At 42.2% G+C, this 18,049-nt stretch carries 15 protein-coding genes; 7 read left to right on the top strand and 8 right to left on the bottom strand.

Going from position 1 to position 18,049, the window contains the following annotated elements; all coding sequences use genetic code 11:
* Nucleotides 1-439: 439 nt before the first annotated feature.
* Together BCU91_RS15965 and BCU91_RS15970 are read right to left on the bottom strand one after the other, a co-directional pair.
* Complete coding sequence (locus BCU91_RS15965) at nucleotides 440-916, bottom strand: cytochrome b/b6 domain-containing protein (RefSeq protein WP_198590484.1); 477 nt, start codon at nucleotides 914-916, stop codon at nucleotides 440-442.
* A gap of 364 nt (nucleotides 917-1,280) precedes the next feature.
* The gene (locus BCU91_RS15970; RefSeq protein ID WP_102531892.1) at nucleotides 1,281-2,636 is read right to left on the bottom strand and encodes an NCS2 family permease; all 1,356 of its coding nucleotides are present in this window, start codon (nucleotides 2,634-2,636) and stop codon (nucleotides 1,281-1,283) included.
* A 458-nt stretch (nucleotides 2,637-3,094) separates the two neighbouring features.
* Between BCU91_RS15970 and BCU91_RS15975 the strand changes: the two genes are divergently transcribed.
* The gene (locus BCU91_RS15975) at nucleotides 3,095-3,343 is read left to right on the top strand and encodes a DUF3297 family protein (RefSeq protein WP_076539562.1); all 249 of its coding nucleotides are present in this window, start codon (nucleotides 3,095-3,097) and stop codon (nucleotides 3,341-3,343) included.
* A gap of 165 nt (nucleotides 3,344-3,508) precedes the next feature.
* On the opposite strand, the gene katG is transcribed toward BCU91_RS15975, so the two are convergent.
* Nucleotides 3,509-5,683 carry a catalase/peroxidase HPI gene (katG, locus tag BCU91_RS15980; RefSeq protein WP_102476679.1) on the bottom strand — a complete coding sequence of 725 codons (2,175 nt, stop codon included), beginning with the start codon at nucleotides 5,681-5,683 and terminating at the stop codon, nucleotides 3,509-3,511.
* 536 nt (nucleotides 5,684-6,219) lie between these two features.
* On the opposite strand from katG, the gene BCU91_RS15985 reads away from it, so the two are divergent.
* The 5 genes from BCU91_RS15985 (at nucleotide 6,220) to BCU91_RS16005 (ending at nucleotide 11,691) form a co-directional block, all read left to right on the top strand.
* On the top strand, nucleotides 6,220-6,471 hold the full coding sequence (locus BCU91_RS15985) for a hypothetical protein (RefSeq protein WP_102440429.1): 252 nt from the start codon (nucleotides 6,220-6,222) through the stop codon (nucleotides 6,469-6,471).
* Between the two features lie 457 nt (nucleotides 6,472-6,928).
* Nucleotides 6,929-9,340 (top strand): tetratricopeptide repeat protein, encoded by a 2,412-nt coding sequence (locus BCU91_RS15990; protein ID WP_102531893.1) that lies wholly within the window; start codon nucleotides 6,929-6,931, stop codon nucleotides 9,338-9,340.
* Nucleotides 9,341-9,364: 24 nt separating this feature from the next.
* Nucleotides 9,365-9,805 (top strand): hypothetical protein, encoded by a 441-nt coding sequence (locus BCU91_RS15995; RefSeq protein ID WP_102531894.1) that lies wholly within the window; start codon nucleotides 9,365-9,367, stop codon nucleotides 9,803-9,805.
* A gap of 157 nt (nucleotides 9,806-9,962) precedes the next feature.
* Nucleotides 9,963-10,745 (top strand): polysaccharide deacetylase family protein, encoded by a 783-nt coding sequence (locus tag BCU91_RS16000; protein WP_102531908.1) that lies wholly within the window; start codon nucleotides 9,963-9,965, stop codon nucleotides 10,743-10,745.
* Between the two features lie 304 nt (nucleotides 10,746-11,049).
* On the top strand, nucleotides 11,050-11,691 hold the full coding sequence (locus BCU91_RS16005) for a LysE family translocator (RefSeq protein WP_198589375.1): 642 nt from the start codon (nucleotides 11,050-11,052) through the stop codon (nucleotides 11,689-11,691).
* Nucleotides 11,692-11,822: 131 nt separating this feature from the next.
* Here the strand turns inward: BCU91_RS16005 and BCU91_RS16010 are convergent, their stop codons facing one another.
* The 3 genes from BCU91_RS16010 to BCU91_RS16020 all read right to left on the bottom strand — a co-directional run bounded on the left by BCU91_RS16010 (nucleotide 11,823) and on the right by BCU91_RS16020 (nucleotide 14,858).
* Nucleotides 11,823-12,875 (bottom strand): NAD(P)/FAD-dependent oxidoreductase, encoded by a 1,053-nt coding sequence (locus BCU91_RS16010; RefSeq protein WP_102476684.1) that lies wholly within the window; start codon nucleotides 12,873-12,875, stop codon nucleotides 11,823-11,825.
* 209 nt (nucleotides 12,876-13,084) lie between these two features.
* On the bottom strand, nucleotides 13,085-13,696 hold the full coding sequence (locus tag BCU91_RS16015) for a protein-disulfide isomerase (protein ID WP_102531895.1): 612 nt from the start codon (nucleotides 13,694-13,696) through the stop codon (nucleotides 13,085-13,087).
* Nucleotides 13,697-13,994: 298 nt separating this feature from the next.
* Complete coding sequence (locus tag BCU91_RS16020) at nucleotides 13,995-14,858, bottom strand: universal stress protein (protein ID WP_102440449.1); 864 nt, start codon at nucleotides 14,856-14,858, stop codon at nucleotides 13,995-13,997.
* Nucleotides 14,859-14,973: 115 nt separating this feature from the next.
* Here BCU91_RS16020 and BCU91_RS16025 point away from each other — a divergent pair, with 115 nt between their 5' ends.
* Nucleotides 14,974-16,176 carry a cation:proton antiporter gene (locus BCU91_RS16025; protein WP_102531896.1) on the top strand — a complete coding sequence of 401 codons (1,203 nt, stop codon included), beginning with the start codon at nucleotides 14,974-14,976 and terminating at the stop codon, nucleotides 16,174-16,176.
* Between the two features lie 3 nt (nucleotides 16,177-16,179).
* Here the strand turns inward: BCU91_RS16025 and BCU91_RS16030 are convergent, their stop codons facing one another.
* Together BCU91_RS16030 and trmH are read right to left on the bottom strand one after the other, a co-directional pair.
* The gene (locus BCU91_RS16030; RefSeq protein ID WP_102531897.1) at nucleotides 16,180-16,938 is read right to left on the bottom strand and encodes a hypothetical protein; all 759 of its coding nucleotides are present in this window, start codon (nucleotides 16,936-16,938) and stop codon (nucleotides 16,180-16,182) included.
* Between the two features lie 203 nt (nucleotides 16,939-17,141).
* On the bottom strand, nucleotides 17,142-17,843 hold the full coding sequence (trmH, locus tag BCU91_RS16035; protein ID WP_102440436.1) for a tRNA (guanosine(18)-2'-O)-methyltransferase TrmH: 702 nt from the start codon (nucleotides 17,841-17,843) through the stop codon (nucleotides 17,142-17,144).
* Nucleotides 17,844-18,049 lie beyond the last annotated feature (206 nt).

An 18,049-nucleotide genomic window follows, 5' to 3' on the forward strand; every position in this document is an offset into this window, starting at 1 on the left:
GGTGCAGTTGAATGGTCGATTCGATAAAGAGAAAAGCAACACAACTTACTTTTGCTATGGCTTAAGTAAGTTGTGGCTTTTAGATATTACAGTTCGGCTGTGGCAATTAATTACCAGCGCAAGGTATTAATCCTTAGGATTTTAGCTTCATGTTGTGGGAACGAAACTTTAAAAAGCGCGATATTGAACTGACAAAAGTCATAATTCCAAAACACAACACAGCCGGTATCAGTGTCAACAAGGTGACTTTGACAAGTGAAATAACACCGATAAGTAATGGTGAAATATTCGGTTCTGAGTGGGGCTCACTAATAACCATATTGATAGTTGTCGCCCACTCACTCAGGGATACTGTCCACAATAAAGCGGTGAATAGTAGTGAAATTGACAGAATAATAAAACTACGACTTTTCCATTTGTGGCTAAGGTATTTCATAATTTAGGCCTTTTTTGCTGTTTGTTTTTTGAAAAACTTTTTACTCATACCCTTAATCCATTTCCAGTGCATTGCTAAGTGGATCCCTAGCATTGGCATCAATAGATTGCCTAGGTCGTGATGTATTTTTGACCATACCGGAAGGATGTCAAAATGAATCCCTAGCTGAGGTAGCATCACTTCTGACACCAAAAAGCCACTTAAAATAACCATCAGCATTGCTAGGTAGAAAATAAAATCCCACACAGCATTAAAACGGGCTTCACCAGATAATTGGCTGACAAACTTCTTAGGTAGTGCCTTTAGCCAGTCCCAGTGCAGTAATAAGTGAATAACCAAAGGGACTATAAACAATAAACTTAGCCATTCGTGCAGTAAAACCCCCGTGGCTTTAGGGGCGCAAACTAATATAAATCCAATTAACAGTAGTGCATCCATGACGTAGAGTGTTTTACCTAAATCGTCTTTCCAAGTTTTCATTTACCAAGTTTCCATTAACCATCATTGATGACATTTTATTATTCACATTTAGCGATTCATATTCATTGACTGACATGAAAATAGATTGCTGCAATCAGCGCAATTTACCCTAAGTTGATTGACTTTATCAACTAACTTTACTTTGGTTTACACTTGGTATTTTTCACATTCGTAGTCGACTTTTTGTCGTGGTTAATGGTGATACAGTGATGTTATGCGCAGAAGTGATAGAGGGGGCTATTGAATTGCCCGCCACCTTGCGTGGATAGGCTTTTTTATGGCTGAACATTAACAAAAAGAAAAAAAGGCCAACGTCAATAGTTGGCCTTGCTATCGTAAGTACTTGCTATCGTAAGCAAGGGGATTAAATCGCCCAACCACCCATGTAGAAAACAACTAAACCAAGGGTTATGGCGATAACGCCCACTCGAAGTTTACGCCACTCACCGCTGCATATTCGGCCAATGACTAAGGTGACAAACCCTAGCATAATTCCGGTGACGATATTACAACTTAAAATAATAAAGATTGCGCAAGTTAGCCCAGCCATAGCATCGACTTTATCGTCAAAATCAAGCTTACTGACATTACTTAACATCAGCAGGCCAACATACATCAGCGCGGGCGCGGTGGCATATGCAGGCACTAAATAGCTTAATGGCGCCAAAAACATCATCAGTAAAAATAATACACCAACGATGGTTGCGGTTAGTCCTGTTTTCCCCCCTGCCGCTGTACCTGCAGCTGATTCAATATACACTGCAGCGGGGGCGCCACCGACTGCGCCTGCAAAAATACTGCTTACAGAATCTGAGGTAAGTGCCTTACCTCCACTAATAATATTACCTTTGTCATCAAGTAATTCTGCTTGGCCTGCAACGGCACGTATGGTACCTGTGGCATCAAAAATAGCGGTCATCACCAAAGCCAAGACAATGGGTAGTACTACAGGGTTTAATGCGCCCATAATATCGAGCTGACCAATTAATGATTTATCAGACATTAAATCAGGTAAGGCAAACAAGCCTTGATAGGTCACGTTGGGATCAAACAATAACCCAAATAGCGATAAGCCAATGATCACCAGTAAAATACCGCCTGGTATCCCGCGTCGTTCAAGGCCAATGGTGGCCGCAAGTCCAATAATGGTAGCAATAACGGGCAGGCTATTGATGTCACCTAATTTTACCGGTAAGCCAGCATTGTTAGAGACGATTAATTGCACGCTATTGGTGGCAATCAAAAGTAAGAACAAACCAATACCAATACCTGTACCGTGAGCAATACCTTTAGGTAAATTAGTCAGTACCCACTGACGGATCCCTGTAACACTCACAAAAGTAAATATGAGACCCATAAGAAAAATAGCGCCCAATGTCACCGGAATTGATATCCCCTGACCCAGTACCATACTGAATGCCGTAAATGCTGTGAGTGAGATAGCACAACCAATGGCCATGGGTAAATTAGCCCATAACCCCATGAGTAAAGAACCAAAAGCGGCAATTAAGCAAGTGGAGATAAATACTGCCTCAGGGTCGAAGCCTGCTGTGCTAAGCATATTTGGCACCACAATAACCGAGTACACCATGGCTAAAAAAGTTGTTAAACCGGCAATGAGTTCTTGTTTTAAGGTACTGCCACGGGCAGAAATGTTGAAATAGCGATCGATAAATGGAGCAGAGGCTGCAGTAGCCTTGGTGGTCTGTTTAGACGTCATAGTAGATAACCTTTGATCTCTTAAATATCAGTTAACCAATGAGTATTCATTGGCTACATAGCTACGGCAGGTAGAGCCCCAAAACCTTATGGTATTGGGTGAGAGATCCACTTAGCGCTATAAGCGTTAGTGACCTGCGATTATTGTAGTAAACAAATGTAGTAAACAAATTTGTTATACACATTATCTGGTAAAATTTACTCTTACCAACATAGCTTTTGTTGGCGCGAAGTTTACAGGATTAACCAATAGCGAAATTTGAAACAGCTAACAGTTTTACGCAACAAGTGTGAAAGTTACGTGAATGATTTGACCTAAGCGATATCGATAGTTAAACAAATCTTTTGATTTGAAAGTCTATGCTATTTAGTTAGTTGATATTTATGACTGCTGCGCTTGAGCAAAACGGCGCTATTGCCTACAATAGCGGATATATTTATTACTACAGATAGCAGACCATGACTGACTCAACTGAGAAACTCGCTTTACCTGATCGCCTTTCCGTTAACCCACGTAGCCCACATCATGTGGCTGCCATTTTCGATCACGACATTGGTATTACCGTTAACGGTAAAGAGCGTTTTGACGTTGAAGAATATTGCATCAGTGAAGGTTGGGTTAAAGTACCGTCTCACAAAGCGTTAGACCGTCGCGGTCAACCGTTAATGATGACAGTTAAAGGCACTATTGAAGCCTTTTACAAGTAAGCTGATTAATCTTTAAATCAGTAGCTTGAGTTAAGAGCAAAAAGCATTAGCTTGAGTTGTTAACTTAAAGCATAAAAAAGCGAATCGATTGATTCGCTTTTTTGTTTTTTAATCTCGACGCTTTGTTAGCATTAGACTTAAATTGCGTTCATGCCTGTTTACGACTTAGATTAAATCAAAACGATCAGCGTTCATCACCTTTGCCCACGCTGTAATAAAGTCGCGAACGAATCGTTTTTTATTGTCATCTTGGGCATACATTTCAGCATAGGCACGCAGCTGTGAGTTTGAGCCAAAAATCAAATCTACCCGTGTTGCCGTCCACTTGAGTTTGCCTGTTTGACGTTCACAAATATCGAACAGATTATCTGATTTTGGTTGCCAGCTATAATTCATGTCGGTGAGGTTGACAAAAAAGTCATTACTGAGCACGCCAACATTATCGGTAAATACCCCATGTAATGTATTGCCGTAGTTGGTGCCAAGCACCCGCATACCGCCCACAAGTACCGTCATTTCAGGGGCAGTGAGCCCCATCAGTTGACTGCGATCAAGCATTAACTCTTCGGCGCTGACAATATAATCATTCTTTAACCAGTTACGAAATGCATCATGAAGCGGCTCCAAATCGGCAAAGGAGTCAATATCGGTCATCGCTTGGCTTGCATCACCACGGCCGCGAAAAAACGGCACTATCATCTCATAACCTGCCGCTTTGGCAGCTTGTTCAACCCCGACATTACCTGCTAGAACAATCACATCGGCGATACTGGCGCCGGTATCTGTCGCGATTTGGGCAAGTATAGTTAATACCTTACACAGGCGTGTCGGCTCATTGCCTTGCCACATATTTTGTGGTGCTAAACGAATACGGGCACCATTGGCTCCGCCGCGCATATCTGAGCCTCTAAAGGTTCTGGCGCTGTCCCATGCTGTTGTTACCATTTCGCTAACACTTAACCCGCTGGCGCTGATTTGCTCTTTTACCAATTGAATATCGTAGTGGCGGTTTCCTGCGGGAATAGGATCTTGCCAAATCAACTCCTCATCTGGCACATCAGGGCCGACATAACGGGTTTTAGGCCCCATGTCTCTGTGAGTCAGCTTGAACCAAGCTCTGGCAAAAGCATCAGAAAACTCATCAGGATTATGATAGAAACGCTCGGAGATTTTTCGGTATTCAGGATCCATTTTCATCGCCATATCAGCATCAGTCATCATGGGGTTGTAACGTTTGCTTGGGTCTTCAACATCAACAGGTTTATCTTGTTCTTTAATATTGATGGGCTGCCACTGCCAAGCACCTGCTGGGCTTTTTGTGAGCTCCCAATCGTAGTTAAGTAACAGTTGAAAGTAGCCATTATCCCACTGGGTTGGGTGAGTCGTCCATGCGCCTTCTATACCACTGGAAACCGTATCACGACCAATACCGCGGTTCGCTTGGTTATTCCAGCCCATGCCTTGTTGTTCAATGTCAGCGGCTTCTGGCTCTGGGCCCAGTAGACTTGCGTCTCCGTTACCATGGGCTTTACCCACGGTATGGCCGCCAGCGGTAAGGGCCACTGTTTCTTCATCGTCCATGGCCATACGTTTAAAGGTCACCCGTATATCATGGGCGGTTTTTAGTGGGTCAGGGTTACCATCAACGCCTTCTGGGTTGACGTAAATTAACCCCATCATCACTGCCGCTAGTGGGTTTTCGAGATTACGCTCACCTGAGTAGCGACTGCCTTCACTGCCACTTGGAGCCAGCCAATCTTTTTCAGCTCCCCAATAAATGTCTTTTTCAGGATGCCATATATCTTCACGGCCAAAGCCGAAACCGAAGGTTTTAAGCCCCATGGATTCATAGGCTATGGTGCCTGCGTAGGCAATTAAATCTGCCCAACTGAGCTTGTTGCCGTACTTTTTCTTAATTGGCCACAGTAGCCGACGGGCTTTATCGAGGTTGACGTTGTCAGGCCAGGAGTTAAGCGGGGCAAAGCGCTGATTACCTGTGCCAGCACCGCCGCGGCCGTCAGCAGTGCGGTAAGTGCCCGCCGCATGCCAAGACATGCGGATCATTAAGCCGCCGTAGTGCCCCCAGTCAGCAGGCCACCATGGCTGACTATCTGTCATCAGTGCATGCATATCTAGTTTTAGCTCGGCGACATCGAGTTTTTTAATTTCCTCTTGATAATTGAAGCGATCGCCCATGGGGTTGGTCTTAGCATCATGTTGATGCAAAATATCCAGATTAAGCGCTTTAGGCCACCACTTGGTATTTGGCATGCTGTTGTCGGTCGTAGCACCGTGCATTACTGGACATTTGCCACCAGTATTTGTGGTGTTTTTATTCATAGCTTAACTTCCTTAGTATGTAGAACCCCAAGCCGCTTTTAGCAGCATAGCTTGCACAATATGATTGCTATAAGGCGCAGTACATTAGGTGTTCAGGTTGAATGACTACCCACTTTTTACCTCCCACAATTGGCGTATGATGAAAGCGATAGTCACTGCTTTTCGATATGACTATCTATCAAGTTAGTTCATAAAGTCAGACTTTGGCGCTTTTAAGCTCAATCGTTTTGATGGTTTTTATCTGAATGGGGATAAACAAAACATGGCTATCTTTTGTGTTGCCAATTTTTAGGGCATCTACAGTTTGTTGTTCGGTTTAGTCTTTGCTCGTGTCATTACGGCTGGTTAGACGAATAAACTGATAGTGAGTCTAATTGATGGGATTCACCACTATGAGGTATTTGCACCTCTTGGTTTGCTGAAAAACAGCTAAGCTTTGAGGTGAAGCCTTGCCACCCGTTGTCGGCACATTAATTTGGTGATTTGATCAGGTCGTCCCCGATTCCGGTACGGCAATTAATTCGAACTCATTTGAGGTGAGTAACAGCAGTTGTAGCACTGATGGTACACAAATCATTTTAGCTAACGATTATTATGAATGTCAGTTCGATGTGCATCTGCTTGCCACTGAAAATGACGCCGCTGAAAATGTGTTTAAATATGACACCAGTGACGTTACCCCTTATGCCAGTAACCTTGCCGATCTCGTTGAGGTGGTGGTTAAAGATAATGAAGGTAACGAGGCAAATGATGTTGCTAACGTCACCGTTCAGTTGAACGAAGACTAATTTAAAGGAGTTACCCCCAAAAAGCGCTAGTTATCACTGGCGCTTTTTATTTTTGGCTTAGAGGGGCAATCATTGGGTCGATAGGTGCCGGTTGCCTACTGTATTAATATGCTGTTATCAATGAGTGCTAAAATTTTAGCTTCAAACAATAACAAGCATGCAACTAAAGTACATATAATGCTCTATTATCTTGTACTACTTATGTATGTAATTTCAGTTACTAAAGTGAACCGGTAAAAATTACAGATAGCATGTATATCGCTACATTGCCTGATATGGCCGCTTTAGAGTCATTTCTTTGTGATTAATATCGCTGAATCAAGGGGCTCACATGGTTTGCGCAATATACAAAACCTACCTAGACTGAACATTCAGTTTAATATCAAGTTTCTCCCCATTTAACAGTGAAGTTTCCGCATAATCAAGCAAATATTAGAATCTATAAGGCTCAATTTTTATGGACTCAAAGGGCAGAAATCAAAGCGATATGGAAGGAATCGACCCTAACTTACGTCAAGGTTTTGTGTTAAATGACATTGTGGTATTACCCGACGATGGTGAAGTGATTGTTCATGGGGAACGGCGTCATTTGCCTCCTAAAGCTTTTGAAATCTTATTATATTTATGTTCAAACCCTGAGCAGTTGCTTTCAAGTCAGCGATTGCTCGCTTTTGGTTGGGGGAAACTTAATCGAAAGCGTAGAAATTTGAGCCATGTAATTAGCGAAATTCGCCACGCCTTAGATGATCACAAAGAGTCCCCTGTTTTTATCCAAACCATTACCCGAAAGGGCTATCGATTAATCGCGACAGTCGCCCCCCTTGATGAAGAGGCGCTTAACCGAAAGCGTGCTGCGTTAAAAGCGCCGTTGTCTACCACGCATTCTGCCGATAGCGCACATACACCGCAATGGCACTTAAATATTGCCCTGTTAAAAAACTCTAATTTATTTCGTGTTAGCGTGGCTTTTTCGATTATGACTTGGCTCATTATTCAAATTATAGCCATTATCTTTCCGATTTTTAATGTGCCTGATTGGGGCATTAAAATTGTTGTTTTAGTACTGGTTGTCGGTTTTCCAATATTACTTATTTACACATGGTTTCAGGATATTAAGGTCAAAAAAGACTTATTTAAAGCTGATAGAAATCATCCGAAGAAAAAGGTGTTTTACAAACAGTTGGCGTTTGATTTTTTCTTTATTGGCGCGTTGTCCATTTTAGGTGGCTTTTTATCGCTGCATTTAATTGACTCTATTTATAATGAAAAACCCAAGGTCGCAGCGCTGAAAACTAGCCTACCTATTCAAGATAATCTCATTGCGGTTATCCCTTTTGTGTTTGATGAGCAAAGCCAATTACCACATTATTTTGAATCCACCTTTCAAGGCGAAGTGATTAGCGCCTTAAGCAAGCAAAGCGCTTTTAATTTAATGTCTCAGCGGGCAGTAAATGAAATTCCCCAAAACAGCAAACTATCCACCTATGCCGAAAAACTCGGGGTGCGATATTTAGTCGATGGCGCCATTACTGAAAATGCAGGTGAATTTTCAATAATATTACATATTACTGATATCAAAACGTATTTACAGGTGTGGTCTTCGGTTGTTAAAGGTGATGTCGGCAATATTTTGTTGGTGCAAAAACAAATATATCGTGAGCTTTTTAATGCCTTATCACTGATTGCACAGTCGAGTGAATTAGATAGTCAGGACCTTATCAGCACCGATGATTTCAAAGCTTATGACAGTTATATACAAGGTAAAAGCGAGCTGTTTAAAGCTCCCACTCAGGCCACATTAGCCCAAGCTGAATTTCATTTTATGAAGGCGTTGGCATTTGATGGGGAATTTACCTTAGCCAGCGCTGGTTTATGCCAAACCTATCTAAATCAATACCAGATAAATAAAAAACTTGCGACGTTTGAATCAGCCCAGCAAATTTGTAATGCACTGACTCAGGTGTCGAATTTAAAAGAAGAAGGCTTAGTTGCCTTAGGTAACCTAGAGCGCTTAAGTGGCCGTTATTCACAATCTATTGCGTTTTTTGACGAGGCATTAACCCTTAACCCTAAAAATATTGAAGCAATTATTGGCGCAGCCGACAGTCAGACTCAACTGGGTCACAATGATAAGGCGGTGGATTTATTTGCTAATGCGATTCAATTAGAGCCGGGATACTGGAAAAATTATCAGCGCTTTGGCAATTATTACTTTAATAATGGTCAATATAAAAAAGCCAAAGATAAATACCTTAAAGTCACATTATTAAAGCCTGACTACGCTAATGGCTACAGTAGTTTAGGCGGCGCCTATTTTCTTGATGATGAATTAGAAAAGGCCACTATGGCGTGGCAAACCGCATTATCTTTAGCACCTAATGCGTTAACTTACTCAAACCTTGGGACAGCACTCTTTTTTAGATATGAGTTTACTGATGCTGCTCAAAGTTATCGTAAAGCCATTAAGCTGAGCCCCAACGACCCTGTGTTGTGGGCTAATTTAGCGGATGCAGAAAAGTTTTCCGGTGATACCACTCAAGCCCTTCAAAGCTATCAACAAGCCTATAAATTAGCTCGTGAGCAATTTGTAGTTAATCCTAACGACCATGTTATGCAAGCCATGTTTGCCAGATATCAATCAGAGCTTGGGGAGTGTGAACCGGCATTGCAAAAAATAACCTCAACTCAATTACAAGATAGCCCCGATCCATATCTTTTTTATGATATGGCCATTGCGGCGATAAATTGTGATGAAAAACAACTGGCTATTCAGTATATCGATAATGCCCTTAAATTAGGCTATTCGAAAAAGTTGCTGGCTAGAGATATTCAGTTTCAAGGTGTTTACGTCAACATGGCGATGCCATAACGCAATAAAACAAGGAAGAAGGCAATGAATATTACTATAAAACCATTACTCACAGCTCGAGTATTAACCTTAGTTACACTCATAGGTCTATTGGGGATGTTTTCACGACAAAGTCTTGCAGAAGATCAAACCATTAGCTTGGTTGCCAATGAGTGCGCTGTCACGGTAACACCTAATGAAGGTAGCGGCTGTGAGCAAGGGCAATGTGAAGGGGTTGAAGCGTGTATCTGCGCTAAGCGAGGTGACTTTATCACTTGGGAAATGAGCGATAATAATAGAGCCAAATTTAAGTTAAAGTTTACCGAAAATTCGCCGCTTAAAGAACAATGTGGTAAGAATTTTAAAAAAGGTAAAGTAAAGTGCAAAGTGAAAGAAGAGCTTGACGTTGGGGAAAGCTTTGACTATTTGGTGATGCTTGAAGGCTGTGATGAAGGCACAGATCCACGTATTGTTATTTCGAAATAATAACGACTCAGTGAAAGTCAGAGTATGCATAATAGGCTGATTTATATGTTAGTTTATAGCTTGTTTTATATTTGGATTTATAAAAATCTGGGCTGGCATGACTTTTATGGGCGCGAAATTGATTATCAATAAACAAATATTACAGATTTTAAGGTCAATGGTCTTACTCCCATTGGCCTGTTTTTCAGCGTCGGCAGCTGAAACTCAAAGGTTTACTTGGCCTAACGGCGAAAAACTAGCAGTGAGCCTTTCTTATGATGATGCCTTAAACAGCCATTTAGACAATGTGTTGCCAGCACTGAATAAGCATCATTTTAAGGGCTCTTTTTATGTTATCTCCACGTCTTCGGTATTAGCGCAGCGAAAGAGTGAGTGGCAAGCTGCAGTTAAACAAGGTCATGAGCTAGGTAATCACAGTATGCAGCATCCTTGCCGCGCCTCATTGCCCAATAGGGGCTGGGTTAAGGTAGAGCAAGACCTTGATCATTATAGTGTCACACAGATGATTGATGAGCTTAGTGCTGCTAATACTTTTTTAAATGCTATTGATGGTAAAACTGAGCGCACCTATACCGTCCCTTGCGGTGATTTACTGGTGGGCAGTGCTTTACGCTTAGATGATGACTCGACTGGTGGTCAAGAGTACCTTAACAAAGTAAACCACCTCTTTACCGCGATTAAAGGCCACGGCGCTGACACATGCTTTAACCCCATCATTTACCCAACCGGCGAAACCGGTAAAGCGTTAATTGCTTATATTAATAATACCTCTACAGATACCTTGCTGATTAACTTAGTTTTTCATGGGGTGGGCGGTGATTACTTATCGGTATCATCCAAAGCTCATGCTGAACTATTGGCTTATTTAGCGGCCAACCGTGACAAGTACTATGTCGATTCATACCTTAACCTGATGAACTATGCAGCCGCTCAGCAATAACACTTTTTTAGATTTGGGTGTTTTAAGCTTTGGCTATATTTAGTGAGAGGCAGTGACAAGTATCATGTGGATTCATACCGTAATTTGATGAACTATGCAGCTGCGAAGTAATAGCAGCTAATTCTATTTAGCTTGTTTCAGCTTACGCTATCTTTAGCTTAATTCAGCCTTTAACATCAGCCTCTAATATTAGCTGTAAATAAACTCTGCCAACTCAAGATCTCATTTAAACACAAGATGACTTTTATTCATGTTGGATAACTGTAGAATCCGCGGCTGTTTTATCACTAATTTTGTATTTATCATGATTGATCTGGCTTTACTTCCTGTTTATTTAACCACAGTGGTCGCTTTATTGTTAATTCCCGGGCCTGACATGCTGCTGATTGCCAGCTCGAGTTTAAGTTATGGCCGCAAGGTGGGCGTGTATGCAAGCTTTGGCAATGCGACCTCAGGGCTTATTTTAACCTTGCTGGCGGCTATGGGCGTGTCGGCGTTAGTGGCAATGAACCCGATGGCATTAGAAGTGCTGCGGGTGCTAGGCGGCGCTTATTTATTAAAAATGGGCTGGGATTGTATGCGCAGCAGCGCAGCTGATGCCCCTGAAATTGAGCAGCAAAATAATTTAGCCAAATTACTTTATCGCCGCGCGGTAATGAGTAACCTGCTTAATCCCAAGGCGCTGATATTTTTTGTGTTATTTTTGCCGCAGTTTGTCTCAACCCAGCTTAGTGCCAGCTCAGGCGAGCAGATGTTGACTCTTGGGCTGATACTGAACGTCATGGGGCTCGCTTTTAATTTACTGCTGGTGGCTTTAGTGGGCAGTTTAGGTAAGCCGCTGCTTAAAAATGACAAGTTTAGAACCTATCAAAATAAGTTTATGGGGCTGATATTTTTTGCCTTAGCCATTTGGTTGCTAGCTTCTCAAGTGCAAAGTATCAGTTAGGCCAATAGAAGAAATTGAATTTTTAAACGACTTTGCTTAAAAATAAAAAACGGAATGAGCTGCCACTCATTCCGTTTTTTGTTTTAGAGAACAAGCCATTAATATTAATAGCGCGTTCTTGATATCTGCTTTTAAGCCGCTTTAACGTTTTCAGATATGTAATTCATTAAGTACTGCGCATCCTTGTAAACGCCGCCTAGGGTGGCAGAGCCTCGGGTATAAAGCCACGGCAAGCCAATAAAATACAAGCCCTCAATATCATTACTGACACCGCGATAATTGCTGGGGTAGTTCATTTCATCAAATGAGATACCGTCAATCCAAAAAAAGTTGGGTTTAAAGCCTGTAGCCCAAATAATATTTCTGATGCTACTCACACTGCCTTTTTGAAATTTAATACTGCTTTCATCGGCTGACAAGGTTCTGCCCATGTGGATGACATTGTCTTTTGCTAGTAGTGATTTTACGTCAGTGCCAATGACAGGTTGCACGCCGCTGCTCAACCACTTGCCAATTTTGCTAAAACGGTTAACCGATAAAAAGCCGATTTTGGTGAACCACCACCATAGGGTTTTACCTAAAAAGGCTTGGGGAATGGCTTTGATTTTATTGGTGCCAGAAAAATGCACTGTGCGGCCGGTATCGGCTATTTCAGATAATATTTGCACCCCAGAATCACCCGCACCCACGACTAAACAATCACCTTGTTGCAGTTGAGATGGGCTTTTATAGTTTTCACTGTGCAGTTGAACAACATCTTTGGCAATATCAGCATGACAAGGTGGGGTGTAAGGGGTATGAAACGGCCCGGTGGCAATGATGACTTGTTTGGCTTTATAGCTTGTGCTGGCAGTAGTTATGTCAAAAATACCATTCACTTTTTTAATCGAGGTGACCTTTTGGTTAAACTCAATCGGTATCGAGAACTTATCTACATAACTTTTTAAGTAGTCTGCCACTTCATATTTATTGGGGTAATAACCTTTGGGAAAAGGAAATTTCATACCCGGTAGATGGTTATATTCAGTGGGAGTAAACAGGGTTAAAGAGTCCCAGCGCTTGAGCCATGGAGCCCCTATATATTCATTGGCATCGAGAATGAGATAGTCTTTATTATTGCTCGATAAGTTATACGCCATAGCTAGGCCAGACTGCCCTGCGCCAATGATGATAAATTCTTTCATGGAACCCCAATAAATACATATGGTTATTATTATGGGCTGCATTCTAACAGAACATCAGCGCTGAATCGGCTGTGGCCTTAAAAGAGTTAATGGCGTTACTGTAAACCTTGGTCGCTTTTCAGCGTTTAAATTAAACTCTAAAGGTTTAATTTCAATAAAAAACCACGGTAAATACCGTGGTTTTTTGTTTGTGACTAGCCTTAGCTATATTACTTCTTAAACGCAGCTATTTCTTGCTCAACAGCTGCCACCACAGTATGCGGGCTACTGATGTATTTTGAGTGATCGATAAATATAGCGTTATCACCTACAGTCATCACTAATGCTGGAAAACTGTTAGTACCAATGACCTGTTGGATTTCGGCAATGCCTTCGAGTACGTATTCAGCGTCCATACTCAGCTCATCTTTAAAGACTTTATTTGATGGCGACAGTTTAAACTTTTCAACGATAGCATTGAAATCATGCTTGTTGTCTAGTGGGTTACCTTCGATGAAATGCGCTCTTTGAATCGCATTAAGTACAGGCAGTTGTTTGTTCGCTTGCTTACTTTGTAGCCATCCCATTAAGTTAGCCGTTTTGACTGAGTTTTTAGGGCTATTGGCATAACGAATATGATCTCTGCCAAACTTAAGTCCACTCATTCTTGCTGCCGCTTCCATTTGCTCTTCGCCAGCACTGTCTTTGCCGATGAAATTGGCGCAATGTAATAAGTTTACATTCATTTCAGGGTAGGCTTCTTGTAATGCATTCACCAAAGGTGTTGCGGCGTAGCTCCAAGGGCAATGTGAGTCGTAGATGAAATAAAGCTCGGTGGTCATAGGAAAATTCTTGTTTGCTATCTGATGAGTTGATCCTAGTGAGTTTGTGGCCATTATTCAATGATTGAAAGCATACATAGCTAATAAGTTGGCTGTTTACATCTTGCAGAGGGGCTGACCCTTTACAATCGATATCGTGCTTTGAATTTTTCCTTATACAATTCAACCATCAAACGATAGCACATATCGATGGTAGGGCTTGATTTAATCGAACCAGACGTTTAAGTCCTAAGTAATCTTTTTGAGGTACAAAATGAAGCTAGCAAGTAACTTAAAACCTTTGGTCATAGCAATGGCATTAATCTGCCAAGCGATGTGGCACCACTAAAACGTTACTGCGAACTCGCTCTAAGATGGACTCAGCGGTATTTCCGAGCATAAATCCAATAATGCCTTCTCGCTGGCGAGCGCCTATAACAAGATATTGAGCTTTTAGGCGACAACTTAATTCAAATAGGCATAGATCGGCATTGCCTGTCAGGATATGCACATGCTCCTTATCTAGGCCAAGCTTTGCAATCTTGCTGTCATAACGCTGGTAAGCTTCTTTCACTAAGGTGTGAGTATTGACGATATCCATATCCCGCAGTATTTGCGGAAAACGCACCACGTAGCCTAGGTGTAAATCACAACCCGTAGCCTTAGCAAGTTGCTGGGCTTGGGTAATTACATCTTGGTTGAGGGCTTGTTTTAGTGGATCGCTAGTGCCCAAGTCCAGCGCCATTAAAATTGAATTTGCCTTATGCAAGGGGTGATTACTCAATAACATCAACGGTACTTTGATATGACGAATAAGCTGCCAATCTAAAGGGCGAAAACAGGCTGATTCATGAATAGATTTTAGCATCATGGCGTACTTGTCGGGGGTGACATACTCACATACATGTTCAACTAAATGCTTACACCACATATTAGTAAACTGTACCTCATTGGCATTGAGAACACTCAGTTGTTGCTTCACTGCGGCGCTATCATCGGCGCGAACTTGCTCTCGAACCACGCCGGCAATACGGGGATTATAGTAAGCATCGCCACTTAAGGACTCATAACTGTAGGACATGATTTCAGGAACTAAGCCTAACTGTTTAGCGAGGTTAATCCCTTCTTTTATGGCATTAGTTTGCTGCTGATGCTGTTGTGAAATAATAAATAATTTACTCATTTTCATTTCCTCTGACACTAAGTATAAGCTTAGCAGTTGGTTAAAAATCAACCTTGATCTTTGTCATCTAAACGCTCAATATTTAATCAATAACAATAAAAAGATTAAGGTTAATATGAACGTTGACCAGTTTGTTATTTCACTTTGCCTGATTTTGTTTTTGGGCAAACTTTTTGGCGAGATTTTTCAACGCTTCGAACTGCCAGTGGTGGTGGGAGAGATTCTTGCGGGCTTATTATTGGGCCCGTCGCTTACTAATGTTATCAGCCCTGATCCTACTTTGACTGTATTGGCAGAGCTTGGGGTGACCTTGCTGCTGTTTTCCATTGGCTGTGAAAGCTCAATTAAAAGACTTTATCAAGCTGGTGGTCGCGCGGTAAGCGTGGCCTTAGTGGGAATTATTGTTCCGGCTATTGTGATGGGCGTGAGTGGTGCCTACTATCTTACCGACTCAATATTCACCGCTATTTTTCTAGGGTGTGCCTTAACAGCGACGAGTATTGGCATTTCATTACGGGTGTTGGTTAATGCCAATCATGCAAAAACGACCGCGGGACATATTATCTTAGGCGCCGCCGTATTTGATGATATCGGCGGAGTGATTTTGCTCAGCATTTTGTTCAACTTTGCAGCCCATGGGGAGTTTGATGTATTTAGCACGCTATTACTTATCACTAAAGTGCTGGTGTTTTTGTTACTGACGCCGCCCGTGGCTAGGGTGTTATTGTATTTTGCACGAGTACTAAAACCGGCTAGCGATAATTCAGGTTATGAAGTTATCATCACTATGATTTTAGTGTGCTTGTTTGCATGGCTAGCACACTTATTCGGTGCGCCAGCCTTGTTAGGCGGCTTTGCGGTTGGCTTAGCACTTAGCCGCCAATTTACCTCACCACTCAATCGCTACCTAGTTAACCCTTTTGCCTTTACCCACAAAATGGAGCAATCAAGTAAGGCATTAGTTGACGTTTTTACCCCGATATTTTTTGTTTACGTTGGAATAAGCTTAGATCTGAGCCAGCTAGATTACAGTACTAGCGGGGTATTGCTGTGGCTGTCATTGTTAGCCATTGCCAGCAAACTGGTTGCCGGCACGGTTGCTGGTGGTAACTGGCAAAAGAAACTTATTGTGGGTAGCGCTATGGTGCCGCGAGGGGAGGTCGGCTTAGTGTTTGCTGAAATGGGGCTGAAGACGAACATTATCGACAATAAATTATTTACCGAGTTAGTGGTGATCATAGCAATCACCACGTTAATCGGCCCCATGTTGCTCAAATGGAGTTTGAACAAGCATGGTCATCATTCGCAAGTAGAATAAACCTTAGTCAGCTTGGTCATTAACCACTGTCAGGGTAAAAGTTAATTTTTGCACCGACTGTGACGGCTGGTTATTGACCATAGAATACGATGGCATTGGGAAGGTGACATAGGGTTGCCCTGATTGTCCATCTACGCTTATTTGGCCTTTATCGTCAAAGGTAAACGATAACAGCTCGCCGTTCCAAAGCTGCAGTTCTTTTCCTTGATTATCTTCTCGCCATTGGGTGACCCATTTCATCACTAGCGTCGCCTTACCTGGGCGAGCATTATTTTGAAAGACACTGGCTTTTACTGACTCAATATCAGTTTTATTGCTGTGGATCTCAAGTACAGGGCTGCCTTTATCTAATGATAAATATAGAGGTAGCGTTAATGTTTTGCTGGCATCTGCTTTATCGGTAAAGGTCATATCTAATTGGGTGCTGACACAAAGTTGACTCCAGCTGGCATCTTCGCTTTGGTATATATCTTTGATGACAATGTCGGTTTGGTATTGCTGAATATGGGCTTTAGCATATTGGTCAAATTTATTATCAACGATATAGCCTGATAGGGTATTGGCTGTAAATACCCTGAGTGAGCCGATATTGGCATTGTTATCCGTCACGCACCTGCCAGTGTTTTGTGTCACGCTGATATCGAGGTCTTTTTTAGCGCTGATGACAGAGGTGGTTGATTGACAGCCACAAAGCGCAAGTAGTGTTGCTAAGGCAACTCCTGTTAATTTTACCCTTGAATGATTCTTAGCAGTTATCCCCATACCTATTTCCTTATGTAAGTAATTTTTATTTACAACAATAAGCATAGACGCTGTTAGCGGTTAAGTTGCTTACAAATGGAGGTTTATTTATCAAAGAGCCGCTAGAGGATGTTTATTGAGGAAGCGAGAGCCGACAACACTGAGACTCTAGGCCTCAGTGTTGAGGATATTCTTATCTTGTTTAATATCAGTAAAGGTTAATGTTAACCGAGCTCAGCTTGTGGATCTGGCGCGCGCATGCGCTGCCACCATTCATCGCTAGCATCAATTTGCCCTTGCAGATCGATAGCTGGGTATGGGATGTTTTTTCTACGGCAGGCCTTGGCGAATATTGGGTGACCTTGTTCAAATAACATGGTTTGGCAGTAGCTGTGATCAAGCTGGCGGCTACCGTACATATTAGCTTGTTGGCGTTGACGCTGGGCTTCATACATGACTAAGGCTGCAGCGACTGATACATTCAGTGATTGCACCATGCCAATCATAGGGATGATGATATGTTGATCGGCGGCTGCGATGGCTTCAGGGCTGACACCATCACGCTCGTTACCCATGATGATGGCGGTTGGACGGGTATAATCGATTTCGCGAAAATCTACCGCAGTGTCTGAAAATGTGGTGGCTAACACCTGCATTTTTTGCGCTTTAAATAGCTTATTTGCATCATCAAAATTGCGGTGATTGACGGTATTAACCCACTGCTGACTACCAGATGCAGTATTGCCTGAAACCCAAAGGCTGTTATCGGGCATAACCGCATGAATTTGATGGATGCCAACGCTATCAGCGGTGCGCACCACGGCTGCAATATTTTGCGATTTATGGACTTTATCGAGGCAAACTGTCAGGTCGACTTGGCGATTATCAAGCATCTGATTTATTCGGGCTAAACGTTCTGGGCTCATGGGGCTGTTCTACTTGGTTTTATCTAAGAAAAAGCGAATTAATAAAAGGCGTATAATCCGTCCGTAACTGCTGAGTTAATATCTGCGTCATTATAACGCTTAATTGCTAAAGCTAAAATGCTATTCAGTTGTACATGTTTGATTTTAGTTATTAATCTTAGTTAGGGGACAAAACCTTAAATAATTCATTTTAAATTACTCCCCCG

Origin of the sequence: Shewanella sp. 10N.286.52.B9 (assembly GCF_002873635.1) — a bacterium.
GTDB lineage: Bacteria > Pseudomonadota > Gammaproteobacteria > Enterobacterales > Shewanellaceae > Shewanella.

Bases quoted from the DNA above. Each gene is read 5' to 3' on its own strand.
- BCU91_RS15975 (WP_076539562.1), top strand. From the start codon at position 3,095: ATGACTGACTCAACTGAGAAACTCGCTTTACCTGATCGCCTTTCCGTT.
- BCU91_RS16025 (WP_102531896.1), top strand. From the start codon at position 14,974: ATGAACGTTGACCAGTTTGTTATTTCACTTTGCCTGATTTTGTTTTTG.
- BCU91_RS16020 (WP_102440449.1), bottom strand. From the start codon at position 14,858: ATGAGTAAATTATTTATTATTTCACAACAGCATCAGCAGCAAACTAAT.
- trmH (WP_102440436.1), bottom strand. From the start codon at position 17,843: ATGAGCCCAGAACGTTTAGCCCGAATAAATCAGATGCTTGATAATCGC.
- BCU91_RS15995 (WP_102531894.1), top strand. From the start codon at position 9,365: ATGAATATTACTATAAAACCATTACTCACAGCTCGAGTATTAACCTTA.
- BCU91_RS16030 (WP_102531897.1), bottom strand. From the start codon at position 16,938: ATGGGGATAACTGCTAAGAATCATTCAAGGGTAAAATTAACAGGAGTT.
- BCU91_RS16000 (WP_102531908.1), top strand. From the start codon at position 9,963: ATGGTCTTACTCCCATTGGCCTGTTTTTCAGCGTCGGCAGCTGAAACT.
- BCU91_RS16005 (WP_198589375.1), top strand. From the start codon at position 11,050: ATGATTGATCTGGCTTTACTTCCTGTTTATTTAACCACAGTGGTCGCT.
- BCU91_RS15965 (WP_198590484.1), bottom strand. From the start codon at position 916: ATGAAAACTTGGAAAGACGATTTAGGTAAAACACTCTACGTCATGGAT.
- BCU91_RS15990 (WP_102531893.1), top strand. From the start codon at position 6,929: ATGGACTCAAAGGGCAGAAATCAAAGCGATATGGAAGGAATCGACCCT.
- BCU91_RS15970 (WP_102531892.1), bottom strand. From the start codon at position 2,636: ATGACGTCTAAACAGACCACCAAGGCTACTGCAGCCTCTGCTCCATTT.
- katG (WP_102476679.1), bottom strand. From the start codon at position 5,683: ATGAATAAAAACACCACAAATACTGGTGGCAAATGTCCAGTAATGCAC.
- BCU91_RS16010 (WP_102476684.1), bottom strand. From the start codon at position 12,875: ATGAAAGAATTTATCATCATTGGCGCAGGGCAGTCTGGCCTAGCTATG.
- BCU91_RS16015 (WP_102531895.1), bottom strand. From the start codon at position 13,696: ATGACCACCGAGCTTTATTTCATCTACGACTCACATTGCCCTTGGAGC.